This is a genomic window from Klebsiella sp. 10, assembly GCF_018223925.1.
GTDB classification, from domain to species: domain Bacteria; phylum Pseudomonadota; class Gammaproteobacteria; order Enterobacterales; family Enterobacteriaceae; genus Klebsiella; species Klebsiella pneumoniae.
The window spans coordinates 257,557-274,701 of sequence record NZ_JAGRRB010000016.1 but is presented as its reverse complement, the minus strand read 5'-3'; the positions used below and the strand labels follow the sequence as shown (position 1 = coordinate 274,701).

General features: G+C 59.8%; 18 protein-coding genes and 1 pseudogene. 16 read left to right on the top strand and 3 right to left on the bottom strand.

The annotated features are described in order from the left end of the window. The 8 genes from KHQ26_RS19265 to eutR form a co-directional block, all read left to right on the top strand. Positions 1-725 (top strand): iron-containing alcohol dehydrogenase (locus tag KHQ26_RS19265; protein ID WP_211777935.1); only part of this gene is annotated, 725 nt, incomplete at its 5' end. A gap of 199 nt (positions 726-924) precedes the next feature. Next, positions 925-2,157, top strand: a complete 1,233-nt coding sequence (eutH, locus tag KHQ26_RS19260; RefSeq protein ID WP_004149260.1) for an ethanolamine utilization protein EutH — start codon at positions 925-927, stop codon at positions 2,155-2,157. Continuing rightward, positions 2,154-3,557 carry an ethanolamine ammonia-lyase reactivating factor EutA gene (eutA, locus tag KHQ26_RS19255; protein WP_004174899.1) on the top strand — a complete coding sequence of 468 codons (1,404 nt, stop codon included), beginning with the start codon at positions 2,154-2,156 and terminating at the stop codon, positions 3,555-3,557. Before eutH ends, eutA begins: the two co-directional genes overlap by 4 nt. An 11-nt stretch (positions 3,558-3,568) precedes the next feature. Next, entirely contained in the window at positions 3,569-4,930 is a 1,362-nt protein-coding gene (eutB, locus tag KHQ26_RS19250) for an ethanolamine ammonia-lyase subunit alpha (RefSeq protein ID WP_004174900.1), read from the top strand. A 20-nt stretch (positions 4,931-4,950) separates the two neighbouring features. Further along, complete coding sequence (gene eutC / locus KHQ26_RS19245; RefSeq protein WP_004174901.1) at positions 4,951-5,850, top strand: ethanolamine ammonia-lyase subunit EutC; 900 nt, start codon at positions 4,951-4,953, stop codon at positions 5,848-5,850. A 9-nt stretch (positions 5,851-5,859) separates the two neighbouring features. Next, positions 5,860-6,519 (top strand): ethanolamine utilization microcompartment protein EutL, encoded by a 660-nt coding sequence (gene eutL, locus KHQ26_RS19240; RefSeq protein ID WP_004174905.1) that lies wholly within the window; start codon positions 5,860-5,862, stop codon positions 6,517-6,519. An 11-nt stretch (positions 6,520-6,530) separates the two neighbouring features. Next, positions 6,531-7,016: an ethanolamine utilization microcompartment protein EutK gene (gene eutK, locus KHQ26_RS19235; protein ID WP_004174907.1), complete on the top strand. Its 486-nt coding sequence runs from the start codon at positions 6,531-6,533 to the stop codon at positions 7,014-7,016. A gap of 45 nt (positions 7,017-7,061) precedes the next feature. Continuing rightward, positions 7,062-8,114 carry an HTH-type transcriptional regulator EutR gene (gene eutR / locus KHQ26_RS19230; RefSeq protein ID WP_002913642.1) on the top strand — a complete coding sequence of 351 codons (1,053 nt, stop codon included), beginning with the start codon at positions 7,062-7,064 and terminating at the stop codon, positions 8,112-8,114. Positions 8,115-8,157: 43 nt separating this feature from the next. On the opposite strand, the gene hemF is transcribed toward eutR, so the two are convergent. Together hemF and amiA are read right to left on the bottom strand one after the other, a co-directional pair. Further along, the gene (gene hemF, locus KHQ26_RS19225; RefSeq protein WP_002913641.1) at positions 8,158-9,057 is read right to left on the bottom strand and encodes an oxygen-dependent coproporphyrinogen oxidase; all 900 of its coding nucleotides are present in this window, start codon (positions 9,055-9,057) and stop codon (positions 8,158-8,160) included. Beyond that, positions 9,057-9,929, bottom strand: a complete 873-nt coding sequence (amiA, locus tag KHQ26_RS19220) for an N-acetylmuramoyl-L-alanine amidase AmiA (protein WP_002913639.1) — start codon at positions 9,927-9,929, stop codon at positions 9,057-9,059. Before amiA ends, hemF begins: the two co-directional genes overlap by 1 nt. Before the next feature lie 211 nt (positions 9,930-10,140). Between amiA and KHQ26_RS19215 the strand changes: the two genes are divergently transcribed. From KHQ26_RS19215 to KHQ26_RS19200, 4 genes are all read left to right on the top strand, one after another. Then, on the top strand, positions 10,141-10,566 hold the full coding sequence (locus tag KHQ26_RS19215; protein WP_002913637.1) for a GNAT family acetyltransferase: 426 nt from the start codon (positions 10,141-10,143) through the stop codon (positions 10,564-10,566). Then, complete coding sequence (locus tag KHQ26_RS19210) at positions 10,553-11,002, top strand: DUF2919 domain-containing protein (protein WP_002913635.1); 450 nt, start codon at positions 10,553-10,555, stop codon at positions 11,000-11,002. The genes KHQ26_RS19215 and KHQ26_RS19210 overlap by 14 nt, the downstream gene beginning before the upstream one ends. Before the next feature lie 61 nt (positions 11,003-11,063). Then, positions 11,064-11,651 carry an RpoE-regulated lipoprotein gene (locus KHQ26_RS19205; RefSeq protein ID WP_004174910.1) on the top strand — a complete coding sequence of 196 codons (588 nt, stop codon included), beginning with the start codon at positions 11,064-11,066 and terminating at the stop codon, positions 11,649-11,651. 94 nt (positions 11,652-11,745) lie between these two features. Continuing rightward, complete coding sequence (locus KHQ26_RS19200; RefSeq protein ID WP_020803947.1) at positions 11,746-12,645, top strand: Dyp-type peroxidase; 900 nt, start codon at positions 11,746-11,748, stop codon at positions 12,643-12,645. Positions 12,646-12,740: 95 nt separating this feature from the next. Here the strand turns inward: KHQ26_RS19200 and KHQ26_RS19195 are convergent. After that, positions 12,741-13,084: pseudogene (locus tag KHQ26_RS19195) on the bottom strand (endonuclease domain-containing protein). 200 nt (positions 13,085-13,284) lie between these two features. Here KHQ26_RS19195 and cysP point away from each other — a divergent pair. The 4 genes from cysP to cysA are packed head-to-tail and all read left to right on the top strand — an operon-like array spanning position 13,285 to position 17,093. Continuing rightward, positions 13,285-14,301, top strand: a complete 1,017-nt coding sequence (cysP, locus tag KHQ26_RS19190) for a thiosulfate/sulfate ABC transporter substrate-binding protein CysP (protein WP_004185040.1) — start codon at positions 13,285-13,287, stop codon at positions 14,299-14,301. Next, positions 14,301-15,134, top strand: a complete 834-nt coding sequence (gene cysT, locus KHQ26_RS19185; protein ID WP_020803944.1) for a sulfate/thiosulfate ABC transporter permease CysT — start codon at positions 14,301-14,303, stop codon at positions 15,132-15,134. The genes cysP and cysT overlap by 1 nt, the downstream gene beginning before the upstream one ends. Continuing rightward, positions 15,134-16,009, top strand: coding sequence for a sulfate/thiosulfate ABC transporter permease CysW (gene cysW, locus KHQ26_RS19180; protein WP_002913625.1), 876 nt, complete (start codon positions 15,134-15,136; stop codon positions 16,007-16,009). The genes cysT and cysW overlap by 1 nt, the downstream gene beginning before the upstream one ends. Continuing rightward, entirely contained in the window at positions 15,999-17,093 is a 1,095-nt protein-coding gene (gene cysA / locus KHQ26_RS19175) for a sulfate/thiosulfate ABC transporter ATP-binding protein CysA (RefSeq protein ID WP_002913623.1), read from the top strand. The genes cysW and cysA overlap by 11 nt, the downstream gene beginning before the upstream one ends. Positions 17,094-17,145: the final 52 nt, after the last annotated feature.

Genomic DNA, 17,145 nt, shown 5'->3' with positions numbered 1-17,145 from the left:
CGACCACCGCTGGCACCGGGTCTGAAACCACCAATGTGACGGTGATTATCGATGCGGTGAGTGGACGCAAACAGGTGCTGGCGCATGCCTCGCTGATGCCGGATGTGGCGATCCTCGACGCCGCGCTGACCGAGGGCGTCCCGCCGCATATCACGGCAATGACCGGGATTGATGCGCTGACCCACGCCGTCGAGGCCTACAGCGCCCGCCACGCCACGCCGTTTACCGACAGTCTGGCGATGGGGGCGATAGCCATGATCGGCGAGGCGCTGCCGAAAGCGGTGGGCTGCGGTCAGGATCTGGCGGCGCGGGAGAACATGCTGCTGGCTTCCTGCATGGCGGGGATGGCGTTTTCCAGCGCCGGGCTGGGGCTATGCCATGCCATGGCGCATCAGCCGGGGGCGGCGCTGCATATTCCGCACGGTCTGGCCAACGCCATGCTGCTGCCAACGGTGATGGAGTTTAACCGCATGGTGCGCCGGGCGCGCTTCAGCCAGATCGGCCGGGCGTTAACCGGCAAGAAAACCGATGACCGCGAGGCTATCGCCGCCGTGCGCGAGCTGATCGCCGAGGTCGGTCTGACGATGCGGCTGACGGAGGCTGGCGCGACGTCCGCGCACTACGCCGCCTGGGCGCAAGCGGCGCAGGAGGACATCTGTTTGCGCACCAATCCACGCACCGCCAGCCGGGTGCAGATTATCGAGCTGTACGCGGCGGCGCAATAAATGCCGATTTTCCCGGAGGCGTGTGGCTGTGGCTTTCCCGGCTCGCGCTGCGCTTAGCCGGGCTACAGGATCACAGCCGTCTGCTATGCCGTAGCCCGGGTAAGGCGTTCACGCCGCGGCCCGGGAAAGTCGCCTGAGTGCGGCTAATGTCCCGGTATTCACAGTATCTACAAATCATAAATGACAGGGAGTAAGGGCTATGGGAATTAACGAAATCATCATGTACATCATGATGTTCTTTATGCTGATTGCCGCCGTGGACAGGATCCTGTCGCAGTTCGGCGGCTCGGCGCGCTTTCTCGGCAAACTGGGGAAAAGCATTGAGGGATCCGGCGGTCAGTTTGAAGAAGGGTTTATGGCGATGGGCGCGCTGGGCCTGGCGATGGTCGGGATGACCGCCCTGGCGCCAGTGCTGGCTCATCTGCTTGGTCCGGTGATTATTCCGCTGTATGAGATGCTCGGCGCCAACCCGTCGATGTTCGCCGGCACGCTGCTGGCGTGCGACATGGGCGGTTTCTTCCTCGCTAAAGAACTCGCGGGCGGCGACGTGGCGGCCTGGATGTACTCAGGCCTGATCCTCGGCTCTATGATGGGTCCGACCATTGTGTTCTCCATTCCGGTGGCGCTCGGCATTATCGAACCAACCGATCGCCGCTGGCTGGCGCTCGGCGTGCTGGCGGGCATTGTCACCATTCCCATCGGCTGTATCGCCGGCGGTCTGGTGGCGATGTATTCCGGGGTGGAGATCAACGGCCAGCCGGTAGAGTTTACCTTCGCGCTGATCCTGATGAATATGATCCCGGTGATCATCGTCGCCGTGCTGGTGGCGCTGGGGCTGAAGTTTATTCCGGAAAAAATGATCAACGGCTTCCAGATCTTCGCCAAATTCCTCGTGGCGCTGATCACCATCGGCCTGGCGGCGGCGGTGATCAAGTTCCTGCTCGGCTGGGAGCTGATCCCGGGGCTCGATCCGATCTTTATGGCGCCTGGCGACCAGCCCGGCGAGGTGATGCGCGCCATCGAAGTCATTGGCTCTATCTCCTGCGTGCTGCTCGGCGCTTACCCGATGGTGCTCCTGCTGACCCGCTGGTTTGAAAAACCGCTGATGCGCGTTGGTAATCTGCTAAAAATCAACAATATGGCTGCCGGCGGCATGGTCGCTACCCTGGCGAACAATATCCCGATGTTCGGCATGATGAAGCAGATGGATACCCGCGGGAAAGTGATCAACTGCGCCTTCTCGGTGTCAGCGGCGTTCGCCCTCGGCGACCATCTCGGTTTTGCGGCGGCCAATATGAACGCCATGATCTTTCCGATGATTGTCGGCAAGCTGGTCGGCGGCGTTACCGCGATTGGCGTGGCGATGCTGCTGGTGCCAAAAGATGAAAACGTACCGGCGCCTGCCAACAACGAAGCGGAGGCGCACTCGTGAACACGCGCCAGCTGTTGAGCGTCGGTATTGATATCGGCACCACCACCACGCAGGTGATCTTCTCGCGCCTCGAGCTGGTGAACCGCGCGGCGGTTTCCCAGGTGCCGCGTTATGAATTCATCAAACGCGACATTAGCTGGCAAAGCCCGGTCTTCTTTACGCCGGTTGATAAACAGGGAGAACTGAAAGAGGCCGAGCTTGAGGCGCTGATTCTGGCTCAGTACCGGGCAGCAGGGATCGCTCCACAAGCGGTGGATTCCGGGGCGATCATCATCACTGGCGAAAGCGCGAAAACCCGCAATGCCCGCCCGGCGGTGATGGCGCTCTCGCAGTCGCTGGGCGATTTTGTCGTCGCCAGCGCCGGGCCGCATCTGGAGTCGGTCATTGCCGGACACGGCGCCGGGGCGCAGACCCTGTCCCGGCAGCGGATGTGCCGGGTGCTCAATATCGATATTGGCGGCGGTACCTCGAACTATGCCCTGTTTGACGCCGGAAACGTCAGCGCCACCGCCTGCCTCAACGTCGGCGGCCGCCTGCTGGAAACCGACGCTCAGGGGCGCGTGGTCCACGCGCACCCGCCGGGGCAGCGGATTGTCGATGCGCTCTTTGGCTCCGGCACTAACGCCCTGGCGCTGACCGCCGGGCAGCTGGCGCAGGTGGCGAGCCGGATGGCGGCGCTGATCGTCGAGGTGATCGACGGCACCCTCTCACCGCTGGCGCAGGGGCTGATGCAAACCGAAGTACTGCCTGCGGGTATTCAGCCGGAGGTGATTACCCTTTCCGGCGGAGTGGGGGAGTGCTACCGCCATCAGCCCGCCGATCCTTTCTGTTTTTCCGATATCGGGCCGCTGCTGGCCACGGCCCTGCATGAGCATCCGCGCCTGCGTGAGATGAACGTGCAGTTTCCGACGCAAACCGTGCGCGCCACGGTGATTGGCGCCGGGGCGCATACGCTGTCCCTGTCCGGGAGCACCATCTGGCTGGAGGGGGTTCCATTGCCGCTGCGCAATCTGCCGGTGGCTATCCCGCAGGATGCCGCCGATCTGCCGAACGCCTGGCTCCAGGCGCTGACGCAGCTCGATCTGGCTCCCGAGGAGGACGCTTACGTGCTGGCGCTTCCCGCTTCACTTCCGGTGCGCTACGCCACCTTACTGACCGTAATTGACGCCCTGCTGGCGTTTGTCGCCCGCTTTCCCAATCCCCGTCCGCTGCTGCTGGTGGCCGAGCAGGATTTTGGCAAAGCGCTGGGCATGCTGCTGCGGCCACAGCTTCCACACCTTCCGCTGGCGGTCATCGATGAGGTGAGCATCCGGGCGGGAGACTATATCGACATTGGTACGCCTCTTTTTGGCGGATCGGTTGTGCCGGTGACGGTGAAATCACTCGCATTTCCTTCCTGAGGGAACGACTTATGAAACTAAAGACCACATTGTTCGGCAATGTTTATCAGTTTAAGGATGTAAAAGAGGTGCTGGCGAAAGCCAACGAACTGCGTTCGGGGGATGTGCTGGCGGGGGTAGCGGCGGAGAGTTCGCAGCAGCGCGTGGCCGCCAAGCAGGTGCTCTCCGATATGACGGTGGCCGATATCCGTAATAACCCGGTGATCCCGTATGAGGAGGACTGCGTTACGCGCCTGATCCAGGATGACGTGAACGAAACCGCCTATCAGCGGATTAAACACTGGACCATCAGCGACCTGCGGGAATACGTGCTCAACGACGAGGTCACCAGCGACGATATCGCCTTTGTCCGCAAAGGGCTGACCTCCGAGGTGGTGGCTGCGGTGGCCAAGATCTGCTCCAACGCCGATCTGATCTACGGCGGTAAAAAAATGCCGGTGATCAAAAAAGCCAATACCACCATCGGTCTGCCGGGGACCTTTAGCTGCCGCCTGCAGCCGAACGATACCCGCGACGACGTGCAGAGTATTGCCGCGCAAATCTATGAAGGGCTCTCCTTCGGCGCGGGCGACGCGGTGATTGGCGTCAACCCGGTCACTGACGACGTGGAGAACCTGAGCCGGGTGCTGGATACGGTGTACGGGGTGATCGACAAGTTTAACATCCCGACCCAGGGCTGCGTGCTGGCGCACGTCACCACCCAGATTGAAGCCATCCGCCGCGGCGCGCCGGGGGGGCTTATCTTCCAGAGCATCTGCGGCAGTGAAAAAGGGCTTAAAGAGTTCGGCGTCGAGCTGGCGATGCTCGATGAAGCGCGGGCGGTGGGGGCGGAGTTTAACCGCATCGCCGGGGAGAACTGTCTTTACTTTGAAACCGGGCAGGGCTCGGCGCTTTCCACTGGCGCTAACTTCGGCGCCGACCAGGTGACCATGGAAGCGCGTAACTATGGCCTGGCGCGGCACTACGATCCGTTCCTCGTCAACACCGTGGTGGGCTTTATCGGGCCGGAGTATCTCTATAACGACCGGCAAATCATTCGCGCCGGACTGGAAGACCACTTTATGGGCAAGCTGAGCGGCATCTCAATGGGCTGCGACTGCTGCTATACCAACCATGCCGATGCCGACCAGAACCTCAACGAAAACCTGATGATCCTGCTGGCGACCGCAGGCTGCAACTACATCATGGGCATGCCGCTCGGCGACGACATCATGCTCAACTACCAGACCACCGCCTTCCACGATACCGCGACCGTGCGCCAGCTGCTGGGCCTGCGGCCGTCGCCGGAGTTTGAACGCTGGCTGGAAACGATGGGCATTATGGCAAATGGTCGCCTGACCAAACGGGCGGGCGATCCGTCACTGTTCTTCTGATGACGCGGGGATGACACATCATGGATCAAAAACAGATTGAAGACATTGTACGCAGCGTAATGGCGTCGATGGGACAACCACAGTCGCAGCCGCAGGCCCCCGCAGCGTCGACGCCGGCCTGCCATGCCGCCTGCGCCAGCGAAGCGGTGGTGGAAAGCTGCGCGCTGGACCTGGGCTCAGCGGAAGCGAAAGCCTGGATTGGCGTACAACATCCGCACCGCGCCGAAGTACTGACTGAACTGAAACGCAGTACCGCGGCGCGCGTTTGCACCGGCCGCGCCGGCCCGCGTCCGCGCACTCAGGCGCTGTTGCGCTTCCTGGCCGATCACTCGCGCTCGAAAGACACGGTGCTCAAAGAGGTGCCGGAAGCGTGGGTGAAAGCGCAGGGGCTGCTGGAAGTGCGTTCCGAGATTAGCGATAAGAACCTCTACCTGACGCGTCCGGATATGGGCCGTCGCCTCAGTCCGGAAGCGATTGATGCGCTGAAGGCGCAGTGCGTGATGGATCCGGATGTGCAGGTGGTGGTCTCCGATGGTCTGTCGACGGATGCCATCACCGCCAACTACGAAGAGATCCTGCCGCCGCTGCTTGCCGGCCTGAAACAGGCGGGTCTGAAGGTCGGGACGCCGTTCTTCGTGCGCTATGGCCGCGTCAAGATTGAAGATCAGATCGGCGAGATTCTCGGCGCGAAGGTGGTGATCCTGCTGGTTGGCGAGCGCCCGGGGCTCGGCCAGTCGGAGAGCCTCTCCTGCTACGCGGTGTACTCCCCGCGGGTGGCGACCACCGTCGAGGCCGACCGGACCTGTATCTCCAATATCCACCAGGGCGGCACCCCGCCGGTAGAAGCCGCCGCGGTGATCGTGGATTTAGCCAAACGCATGCTGGAGCAGAAAGCCTCCGGCATCAACATGAGCCGTTAAGGAGGCATCATGCCAGCATTAGATTTGATTCGACCCTCGGTCACCGCGATGCGCGTGATTGCCTCGGTGAATGACGGTTTCGCGCGCGAGCTTAAATTACCGTCGCATATACGTAGCCTCGGACTCATCACGGCAGATTCTGACGATGTGACGTATATTGCCGCCGACGAAGCGACAAAGCAGGCGATGGTGGAGGTGGTCTATGGCCGCTCCCTCTACGCCGGCGCGGCCCATGGTCCGTCGCCTACCGCCGGCGAAGTACTGATCATGCTTGGCGGCCCGAACCCGGCGGAAGTTCGCGCCGGGCTGGATGCCATGATGGCGCATATTGAAGGTGGGGCGGCATTCCAGTGGGCTAACGACGCGCAAGATACCGCCTTTCTGGCGCACGTGGTGTCGCGTACCGGCTCTTATCTTTCATCGGCCGCTGGCATCGCGTTGGGCGATCCGATCGCTTATCTGGTGGCGCCGCCGCTGGAGGCGACGTTTGGTATCGATGCGGCGATGAAGTCGGCCGACGTTCAGCTGGTGACCTACGTCCCGCCGCCATCGGAAACCAACTATTCGGCCGCCTTTTTGACGGGAAGCCAGGCCGCCTGTAAAGCCGCCTGCAATGCCTTTACCGATGCCGTTCTCGATATTGCCCGTCATCCTGTACAGCGTGCGTAATGGAGGGAGCGATGATCAATGCGCTGGGATTGCTCGAAGTGGAGGGCATGGTCGCGGCTATAGACGCTGCGGATGCCATGCTTAAGGCGGCCAATGTGCGCCTGCTTAGTCATGAAGTGCTCGACCCGGGCAGGTTAACGCTGGTGGTGGAGGGCGACCTGGCGGCCTGCCGCGCCGCGCTGGATGCCGGGGCCGCCGCTGCCCGGCGGACCGGCTGCGTGATCAGCCGTCGGGAAATTGGCCGCCCGGAAGAGGATACCCAGCGGCTGATCGGCGGTTTTCAGCCACCGCCGCCAGCGCCCATGCCGCCTGCTGACCCGGCTTCATCGGAAGCCTTACTGACGCTGCTGGCTTCAGTTCGTCAGGGCATGACGGCCGGCGAGGTCGCCGCGCATTTTGCCTGGCCGCTGGATAAGGCCCGCCAGGCGCTGGAGCAGCTCTTTTCCGCAGGGACGCTACGAAAACGCAGTAGCCGCTATCGTCTCAAAAATCCATAACCTGTCGGAGGTGCCGGGAGCGGCTTGCCCCCGGCTTTAACGATTATGAAAAAGCGTCGTTCTGCAAATTTGCACCATCTCTGTTGCGAGGCGTTGCCGGAAGACACCAGGCTGACGCCTCAGGTTGAAATTGACAATATTCATCAACGACACACAACCGATGTGTATGAGCACGCCCTGACCATTACCGCCTGGCAACAGATCTACGATCAGCTGCATCCGGGGCAGTTTCGCGGCGAGTTTACCGAAATCCTGCTTGATGAGATCCAGGTCTTCCGCGAATATACCGGGCTGGCGCTGCGCCAGTCCTGCCTGGTCTGGCCGAACTCCTTCTGGTTTGGCATTCCGGCGACCCGGGGTGAACAAGGTTTTATCGGCTCGCAGTGTCTGGGCCGGGCAGAAATCGCCACCCGTCCCGGCGGTACGGAGTTCGAGCTCAGCACGCCGGATGATTACACCATTCTCGGGGTAGTGATTTCGCAGGAGGTGATTGCGCGTCACGCCAGTTTCCTGCACCACCCGGAGCGAGTGCTGCATATGCTACGCAACCAGTCAGCGCTGGCGGTCCGCGAGCCGCATAAGGCCGCGCTGTGGGGGTTTGTCCAGCAGGCGCTGGCCACCTTTAGCGAGCATCCGGATACCCTTCATCAGCCGGCCGTGCGTAAAGTCCTGCGGGATAATCTGTTGCTGGCGATGGGCACGATGCTGGAAGAAGCGCAGCCGATGGTAAGTGCAGAGAGCGTCAGCCACCAGAGCTACCGCCGCCTGCTGGCGCAGGCGCGCGAATATGTGCTGGAAAACAGCGCGGAGCCGTTAACCGTTCTCGATCTGTGCCAGCAGCTGTACGTCAGCCGTCGCACCTTGCAAAACGCCTTCCATGCGATTCTGGGGATTGGTCCTAACGCCTGGCTCAAAAGGATCCGCCTGAACGCCGTGCGTCGGGAGCTGATAAGCCCCTGGTCAGAGCGCGAGACGGTCAAGGAGGCGGCCATGCAGTGGGGATTCTGGCATTTGGGGCAGTTCGCCACCGACTATCAGCAGCTGTTTGCTGAGAAACCGTCGATGACGCTGCACCATCGCCTGCGCCAGTGGGTGTGAGGGAAGAGACTCCGCTACCGGGTGGCCAGCCGCCATCCGGCCGTTACAGCCAGTCGCGCACCTGAATAAACTCGCTCAGCGCCGCCTCGGGGCTGCCGGGCTCGGGCTGATAATCATATTCCCAGCGCACCAGCGGCGGCATCGACATCAGAATCGACTCCGTACGCCCGCCGGTCTGCAGGCCGAACAGGGTGCCGCGGTCCCAGACCAGATTGAACTCGACATAGCGGCCGCGACGGTAGAGTTGAAAGTGGCGCTCGCGTTCGCCGTACGGCGTGGCTTTCCGGCGTTCGACGATAGGTAAATAGGCGTCAGCATAGCCGTTCCCGACCGCCTGCATAAAGGCGAAGCAGTGGTCAAAATCCGGGGTGTTCAGGTCGTCAAAGAACAGACCGCCGATGCCGCGCTGCTCCTGGCGGTGCTTGAGATAGAAGTAATCATCGCACCATTTTTTATAGCGCGGATAGACTTCCTCGCCGAACGGCAGACACAGATCGCGGGCGGTACGATGCCAGTGGACGGCATCCTCTTCAAAGCCGTAGTAAGGGGTTAAATCAAAGCCGCCGCCGAACCACCACACCGGGTCGGCGCCAGGCTTTTCGGCAATAAAAAACCGCACGTTGGCATGGCTGGTGGGCACGTAGGGGTTCAGCGGATGAACCACCAGCGAGACGCCCATGGCTTCAAAACTGCGTCCGGCCAGCTCCGGGCGGTGCGCGGTGGCGGAGGCAGGCATGGCGTCGCCATGGACGTGGGAAAAGTTGACCCCCGCCTGCTCGAACACCCGGCCTTCGCGCAGCACCCGGCTGCGTCCGCCGCCACCGCCTTCCCGCTGCCAGGCATCTTCAATAAACGGCGCGCCATCCACGGCGCTCAGCTGCTGACAGAGGTTGTCCTGGAGCTGGAGCAGAAAAGTTTTTACCTGCGCGGCATCGGGTTTCATTAACGTCTCTTCGAATGGGCTTTCTGGTTATCGAACCAGTGGAAATAGCTGATAATGCCGTTGGCAATCGCGGTGGCGATTTTCTGCCGGAAGGCGGTGGTGCCGAGCAGTTTCTCCTCGTTCGGGTTGGTGATAAACGAGGTTTCCACCAGCACAGACGGTATGGATGGTGACTTCAGCACCACGAACGCCGCCTGCTCGGTATTGCGGCTGTGCAGCTTATGTACCGGCTTGATCTTTTTCAGGATATGCGAGCCCAGCGTCAGGCTGTTTTTGATGGTGTCGGTCTGCACCAGATCGAACAGTACCTGCTGCAGCAGATGGTCTTTATCCGTCGCTTTCTTACCGGCGACCTCATCGGCGCGGTTTTCGCGATCGGAGAGGTATTTCGCCATGGCGCTACTGGCGCCGCGGTTTGACAGGGCGAACACCGAGGCGCCGGCGGCGCTCGGGTTGGTAAAACCATCGGCGTGGATTGACATAAACAGATCGGCGCCGTGCTGATGGGCGATCTCCACGCGGTCGTACAGCGGGATAAAGGTATCGCCGGTGCGGGTCAGGCGGGCGTCGATGCCGTTGCTGCGCAAAATGCTGCGCACGTTCTTAGCGATCGCCAACACCACATGCTTCTCTTTCGAGCCGTTATGGCCGATAGCGCCGGTATCGATGCCGCCGTGGCCCGGATCTAACATTACAATCCGGCGACCCCCGGCCTTTTTGGCGGCGGGTTTGCTATGTCCATTTGACGTTTTCAGTGGCTGTTCTTTTGCGCTGACCTGTGAGGCGACGCCGCTCAGCGTCATCGCAGCCAGCCCGGCTTTCAGCACCTGACGGCGCGAAGCAAGTATTTTTAAGGGTTTAAAAGTGCTCATTCGGCCTGAATTGTAAACAAGTGATGTCCAATGTTATATCGTATCGCGTTTGCCGTTACGACCATTCAAAATAAGAATTGTTTTACTTTTCATTTCAATACATGACAAAGTCATATTATGCCATTTTTTGTCGCTGATTTCGCCTGATATTGGCTATCAGTTATATTCGCGCCATAATCACTGTTTTTAACCGTCAATGGTGGGGAATACCATGGAGATTCGCGTTTTTCGCCAGCAGGATTTCGAAGAGGTTGTGACGCTGTGGGAGCGCTGCGATCTGTTGCGCCCGTGGAACGATCCGGAGATGGATATTGAGCGCAAGCTGAATCACGACGTCAGCCTGTTTCTGGTGGCGGAAGTGAATGGCGAAGTGGTCGGCACAGTGATGGGCGGATATGACGGTCATCGCGGATCGGCCTATTATCTCGGCGTCCATCCGGAATATCGCGGCCGGGGTATCGCGAACGCGCTGCTCAACCGTCTGGAGAAAAAGCTGATTGCCCGCGGCTGCCCGAAAATCAACATTATGGTCCGTGAAGACAACGACGTGGTGCAGGGAATGTACGAGCGGTTGGGCTATGAGTACGCCGATGTCCTGACCCTGGGCAAGCGCCTGATCGAAGATGAAGAATACTGAGTTTATCCCCGCCGATTTTGATGCCCATGGCCGTCTGCGCCTGCCTTTGCTTTTCTGGTGCGTGCTGTTGTTGCAGGCCCGCACGTGGGTGCTGTTTTTGATGGCCGGCGCATCGCGCCAGCAGGGCGACGCGATTCTTAATTTGTTCTATCCCGATCACGAGCGCTTCTGGCTTGGTTTACTGCCAGGCGTGCCGGCGGTGCTGGCCTTTCTGCTTAGCGGCTATCGTCAGCGCCTGCCGCGCCTGTGGCGGGCGATGCGCTGGCTGCTGGTGCTATCGCAAGTGCTGCTGTTGCTGTGGCAGCCGATGCTATGGCTGAGCGGCGAATCTCCCTCCTCGTTGACCATTGCGCTGCTGGTCGCGGATGGCTATGCCCTGTGGTGGCTGTTAACCAGCCGTCGCTTGGGCGCCTGTTTTCACCAGACCACCTTTTAATGGCACTTTTTGCCGATCGTGAACTCCAACATGCGTTGAATGACTCAGAAAGGATTGAGATATGAAATCGCTACGTGTAATGCTCTGTGCGCTTCCGCTGGCGCTTCCGCTGGCGCTGACCGGCTGCTCCACGATGAGCGCAGTCAACTGGTCGGCGGCCTATCCGTGGAACTGGTTTGGCGCTTCCACCGAGGTGACCGAGCAGGGAGTGGGTAAACTGACGGCTTCCACGCCGCTCAATGAACAGGCGATTAGCGATGCGCTGGGCAGCGACTACCGTTTACGCAGCGGAATGAAGACCGATAAGGGCAATATCGTCCACTACTTTGAAGCCCTGAAAAACAACAGCGTGGCGCTGACCATCAATGGCGACAACGGTGCTATCAGCCGGATTGACGTGCGTGATGCGGATATCAAAACCGCCAGCGGCGTGAAAATCGGCACACCGTTTAGCGACCTGTACAGCAAAGCCTTCGGCAACTGCCAGAAAGGCAGCCATGACAACGGGGCGGTCGTCGAGTGTCAGGCCGAGGGGAGCCAGCATATCAGCTATGCCTTCACTGGCCACTGGAGCGGTCCGGACGAGCTGATGCCCTCCGACGATACGCTGAAAAACTGGAAGGTCAGCAAGATTATCTGGCGTCGCTAAATTGATCTGAAGAGACACGACAGCTCTGAAAAACGGTTACAATGGCGCGTTAGCAACGCGACAGCGTTGTGGTTGCATCATTTCAGGAGGAGCGATGTCTCAGGTTCAGAGCGGCATTTTGCCGGAACATTGCCGCGCGGCGATTTGGATTGAAGCCAATGTCAAAGGGGACGTTAACGCCCTGCGCGAAGCGAGCAAAATTTTTGTCGATAACGTGGCCACCTTCCAGGCTAAATTCCCCGACGCCAAACTCGGTGCGGTGGTGGCGTTCGGCAATAACGTCTGGCGTCAGCTGAGCGGCGGCGAAGGGGCGGATGAGTTAAAAGATTTCCCGGTCTATGGCAAAGGGCTGGCGCCGTCCACCCAGTATGACCTGCTGATTCATATTTTATCCGCCCGTCATGAAGTTAACTTCTCGGTGGCGCAGGCCGCGCTGGCCGCCTTTGGCGACGCTATCGACGTGAAAGAAGAGATCCACGGCTTCCGCTGGGTGGAAGAGCGTGACCTCAGCGGCTTCGTCGATGGCACCGAAAACCCGGCGGGGGAAGAAACCCGCCGCGAAGTGGCGGTCATTAAAGACGGCGTGGATGCGGGCGGCAGCTACGTGTTCGTCCAGCGCTGGGAGCATAATCTCAAACAGCTGAACCGCATGAGCGTGCCGGATCAGGAGATGATGATCGGCCGTACTAAAGACGCTAACGAAGAGATCGATGGCGATGAACGTCCGGTCACGTCGCACCTGAGCCGCGTGGACTTAAAAGAAGATGGCAAAGGGCTGAAAATCGTCCGTCAGAGCCTGCCGTACGGCACCGCCAGCGGCACCCATGGCCTCTATTTCTGCGCTTACTGCGCACGCCTGTATAACATCGAGCAGCAGCTGCTGAGCATGTTTGGCGATACCGACGGTAAACGCGACGCGATGCTGCGCTTCACCAAACCGGTGACCGGCGGGTATTACTTCGCGCCGTCGCTGGAGCGTATCCAGGCGCTGTAATTTTTCCCCTCACCCTAACCCTCTCCCCAAAGGGGAGAGGGGACGGTAAGGTGCGGCTATGGAATCTGCGTGCGGATTCTTTTACTCCCTCTCCCTCAGTCAGAGGGGAGGGGTGAGGGCATCGGCGACTCAGGCGCTTCAAGTATCCCCTCCATCACCGCATCACCATGCTCTTCAAACTCATTATTCCAGAAGCGTAAAACTCGCCATCCCTCGCTCTGTTGCCAGCGGGTGCGGCGTCATCGTGTTGGCCGCCGTCCAGTTCAATCGCCAGCCGTATTGCGCAGCAGGCGAAATCGAGAATATAGGGGGCAACGGGGTGCTGACGGCGAAATGTATCGCTAGCAAAACGGCGGTTGCGCAGTCAGTACCCTGGTCGACGTTCTGCGGGCGTTAAGCTACGTCTGAGCTGACGAGCAAATATCTGTGTGTTTTTCATATAAACACAGTGCGCGCCTGGCTGCCGTTTGTCACAATGACCCGTCTAATCTGCGAGCCGCTTTCAGCTAAGCTTTGCCAGTTGCTTATTCCCTTTTCGACTTCCAAATCGCCAAACGGTATATAAAACCGTTACTCCTTTCGTACCCGTTATAAATATGATGATCATCAGAAAATGTTCAACGTTGATAAGGGTGCGCAATGGCCGTTAAATCACTGAAAAAAGGATATCTGGCGCTGGCGGCTTCCATGCTGCTGGTGGCGCAGACGCAGGCGACGGAGCTGCTGAACAGCTCCTATGATGTCTCCCGCGAGCTGTTTGCCGCCCTTAACCCGCCTTTTGAGCAGCAGTGGGCGAAAGACAATGGCGGGGACAAGCTGACCATCAAGCAGTCGCATGCCGGTTCATCCAAGCAGGCGCTGGCTATTTTGCAGGGCCTGAAGGCGGACGTGGTCACCTACAACCAGGTGACGGACGTGCAGATCCTGCATGACAAAGGCAACCTGATCCCGGCCGACTGGCAAAGCCGTCTGCCGAACAACAGCTCACCGTTCTATTCGACGATGGGTTTCCTGGTGCGTAAAGGCAATCCGAAAAACATTCATGACTGGAACGACCTGGTTCGCTCTGACGTTAAGCTGATCTTCCCGAATCCGAAAACCTCGGGTAACGCCCGATACACCTACCTGGCGGCATGGGGCGCGGCAGATAAAGCTGATGGCGGCGATAAAGCTAAAACCGAACAGTTTATGACTCAGTTTCTCAAGAACGTCGAAGTCTTTGACACCGGCGGGCGCGGAGCGACCACCACCTTCGCCGAGCGCGGCCTCGGCGATGTGCTGATTAGCTTCGAATCGGAAGTGAATAATATTCGCAAGCAGTATGAGGCGCAGGGATTTGAAGTGGTTATCCCGAAAACCAACATTCTGGCGGAGTTCCCGGTAGCCTGGGTCGATAAAAACGTCAAAGCCAATGGCACGGAAAAGGCGGCGAAAGCCTACCTGAACTGGCTCTATACGCCACAGGCGCAAACTATCATTACCGACTACTACTATCGGGTAAACAACCCGAAAGTGATGGATGCTCTGAAGGATAAATTCCCGCAGACCGAGCTGTTCCGCGTGGAAGATAAGTTTGGCTCCTGGCCTGAGGTAATGAAAACCCACTTCGCCAGCGGCGGCGAACTGGACAAACTGCTGGCGGCGGGGCGTAAGTAATGTTTGCTGTGTCGTCCAAGCGCGTGCTGCCGGGCTTTACCCTGAGCCTTGGCACCAGCCTGCTGTTTGTCTGTCTGATTTTGTTATTACCGCTCAGCGCGCTGGTGATGCAGCTGGCGCAGATGAGTTGGGCGCAGTACTGGGATGTGATCACCAACCCGCAGGTGGTGGCCGCCTATAAGGTGACGCTGCTGTCGGCGTTTGTGGCCTCGATTTTTAACGGCGTCTTTGGTCTGCTGATGGCCTGGATCCTGACCCGCTATCGTTTTCCGGGCCGCACGCTGCTGGATGCCTTAATGGACCTGCCGTTTGCGCTGCCGACGGCGGTAGCCGGTCTGACCCTGGCCTCGCTGTTTTCGGTGAACGGTATTTACGGGGAATGGCTGGCGAAGTTCGATATTAAAGTCACCTATACCTGGCTCGGCATCGCCGTGGCGATGGCCTTCACCAGCATCCCGTTTGTGGTACGCACCGTGCAGCCGGTGCTGGAAGAGTTGGGGCCCGAGTATGAGGAAGCGGCGGAAACGCTGGGCGCCACGCGCTGGCAGAGTTTCCGCAAGGTGGTGCTGCCGGAGCTGTCGCCGGCGCTGCTGGCGGGCATTGCTCTGTCGTTTACCCGCAGCCTCGGCGAATTCGGCGCGGTGATTTTTATCGCCGGCAACATCGCGTGGAAGACGGAAGTGACGTCGCTGATGATCTTTATTCGTCTGCAGGAGTTTGACTATCCGGCGGCGAGCGCCATCGCCTCGGTGATCCTGGCCGCCTCACTGGTGCTGCTGTTTTCCATCAATACCCTGCAGAGTCGCTTTGGTCGACGCGTGGTAGGTCACTAATGGCGGAAGTTACTCAATTGAAACGCTACGACGCGCCCCGTATCAACTGGGGAAAATGGTTTCTGATTGGCGTCGGGATGCTGGTCTCCGCCTTCATCCTTGTGGTGCCGATGCTCTACATCTTTATCCAGGCCTTCAGCAAAGGATTGATGCCGGTGCTGGAAAACCTGGCGAACCCGGACATGCTGCATGCCATCTGGCTGACGGTGATGATTGCGTTGATTACCGTACCGGTGAACCTGGTGTTCGGTACCTTGCTAGCCTGGCTGGTGACACGTTTTACCTTTCCGGGGCGCCAGCTGCTGCTGACGTTGCTGGATATCCCGTTCGCCGTCTCGCCGGTGGTGGCCGGTCTGGTGTATCTGCTGTTTTACGGCTCTAACGGTCCGCTGGGCGGCTGGCTTGACGCGCATAATCTGCAAATCATGTTCGCCTGGCCGGGCATGGTGCTGGCGACCATCTTTGTTACCTGTCCGTTTGTGGTGCGTGAGCTGGTGCCGGTGATGATGAGTCAGGGCAGTCATGAAGATGAGGCCGCGGTGCTGCTGGGCGCGTCCGGCTGGCAGATGTTCCGCCGGGTGACGTTGCCCAATATTCGCTGGGCGCTGCTGTACGGCGTGGTGCTGACCAACGCCCGCGCCATCGGCGAATTTGGCGCGGTGTCGGTGGTTTCCGGCTCGATCCGCGGCGAAACGCTGTCGCTGCCGCTGCAAATTGAACTACTGGAGCAGGATTACAACACCGTCGGCTCGTTTACCGCCGCCGCCCTGCTGACGTTAATGGCTATTCTGACCCTGTTTTTAAAGAGTATGTTGCAATGGCGTCTGGCCAATCAGAAAGAACGCGCGCAACAGGAGGGAAATCATGAGCATTGAGATTGCCAATATTAAGAAATCGTTTGGTCGCACCCAGGTGCTGAATGATATCTCGTTGGATATCCCTTCCGGACAAATGGTTGCGCTGCTGGGGCCCTCGGGCTCCGGAAAAACCACCCTGCTGCGAATTATCGCCGGTCTGGAGCATCAGACCAGCGGTCATATCCGCTTCCACGGTACCGACGTCAGCCGGATGCACGCACGCGACCGTAAAGTGGGCTTCGTTTTCCAGCACTATGCGCTGTTCCGCCATATGACGGTGTTCGATAACATCGCCTTTGGCCTGACCGTGCTGCCGCGCCGCGAACGCCCCAATGCGGCGGCGATTAAAGCCAAGGTGACCAAACTGCTGGAGATGGTGCAGCTGGCCCATCTGGCGGATCGCTATCCGGCGCAGCTGTCCGGAGGCCAGAAGCAGCGCGTGGCGCTGGCGCGCGCCCTGGCGGTGGAGCCGCAAATTTTGCTGCTGGATGAACCTTTCGGTGCGCTGGATGCGCAGGTGCGTAAAGAGCTGCGCCGCTGGCTGCGTCAGCTGCATGAAGAGCTGAAATTCACCAGCGTGTTCGTCACCCACGATCAGGAAGAGGCGATGGAAGTTGCCGACCGAGTGGTGGTCATGAGCCAGGGCAACATCGAACAGGCCGATGCCCCGGAGCGCGTATGGCGTGAGCCGTCTACCCGTTTCGTGCTGGAGTTTATGGGGGAAGTGAACCGCCTGCAGGGTGTCATCCGCGGTGGACAGTTCCACGTCGGCGCCCACCGCTGGCCGTTAGGCTATACCCCGGCATACCAGGGGCCAGTGGACCTGTTCCTGCGCCCATGGGAAGTGGACATCAGCCGGCGGACCAGCCTGGATTCGCCGCTGCCGGTGCAGGTCCTGGAGGCCAGTCCGAAAGGGCACTACACCCAATTAGTCGTTCAGCCTCTGGGGTGGTATGACGAACCGCTGAGCGTGGTGTTAACGGGCGATGAGGCGCCGTCCCGCGGCGAACGGCTGTTCGTCGGGCTGCAAAACGCGCGGTTGTACAACGGTACCGAGCGTATCGAGCCGCGCGGCGAGCTTGCTCTGGCGGAGTCGGCCTGATAGCTTAAATCAATGTGCTTTTGCCGGGTGAGGCTCTGCTTACCCGGTCTGG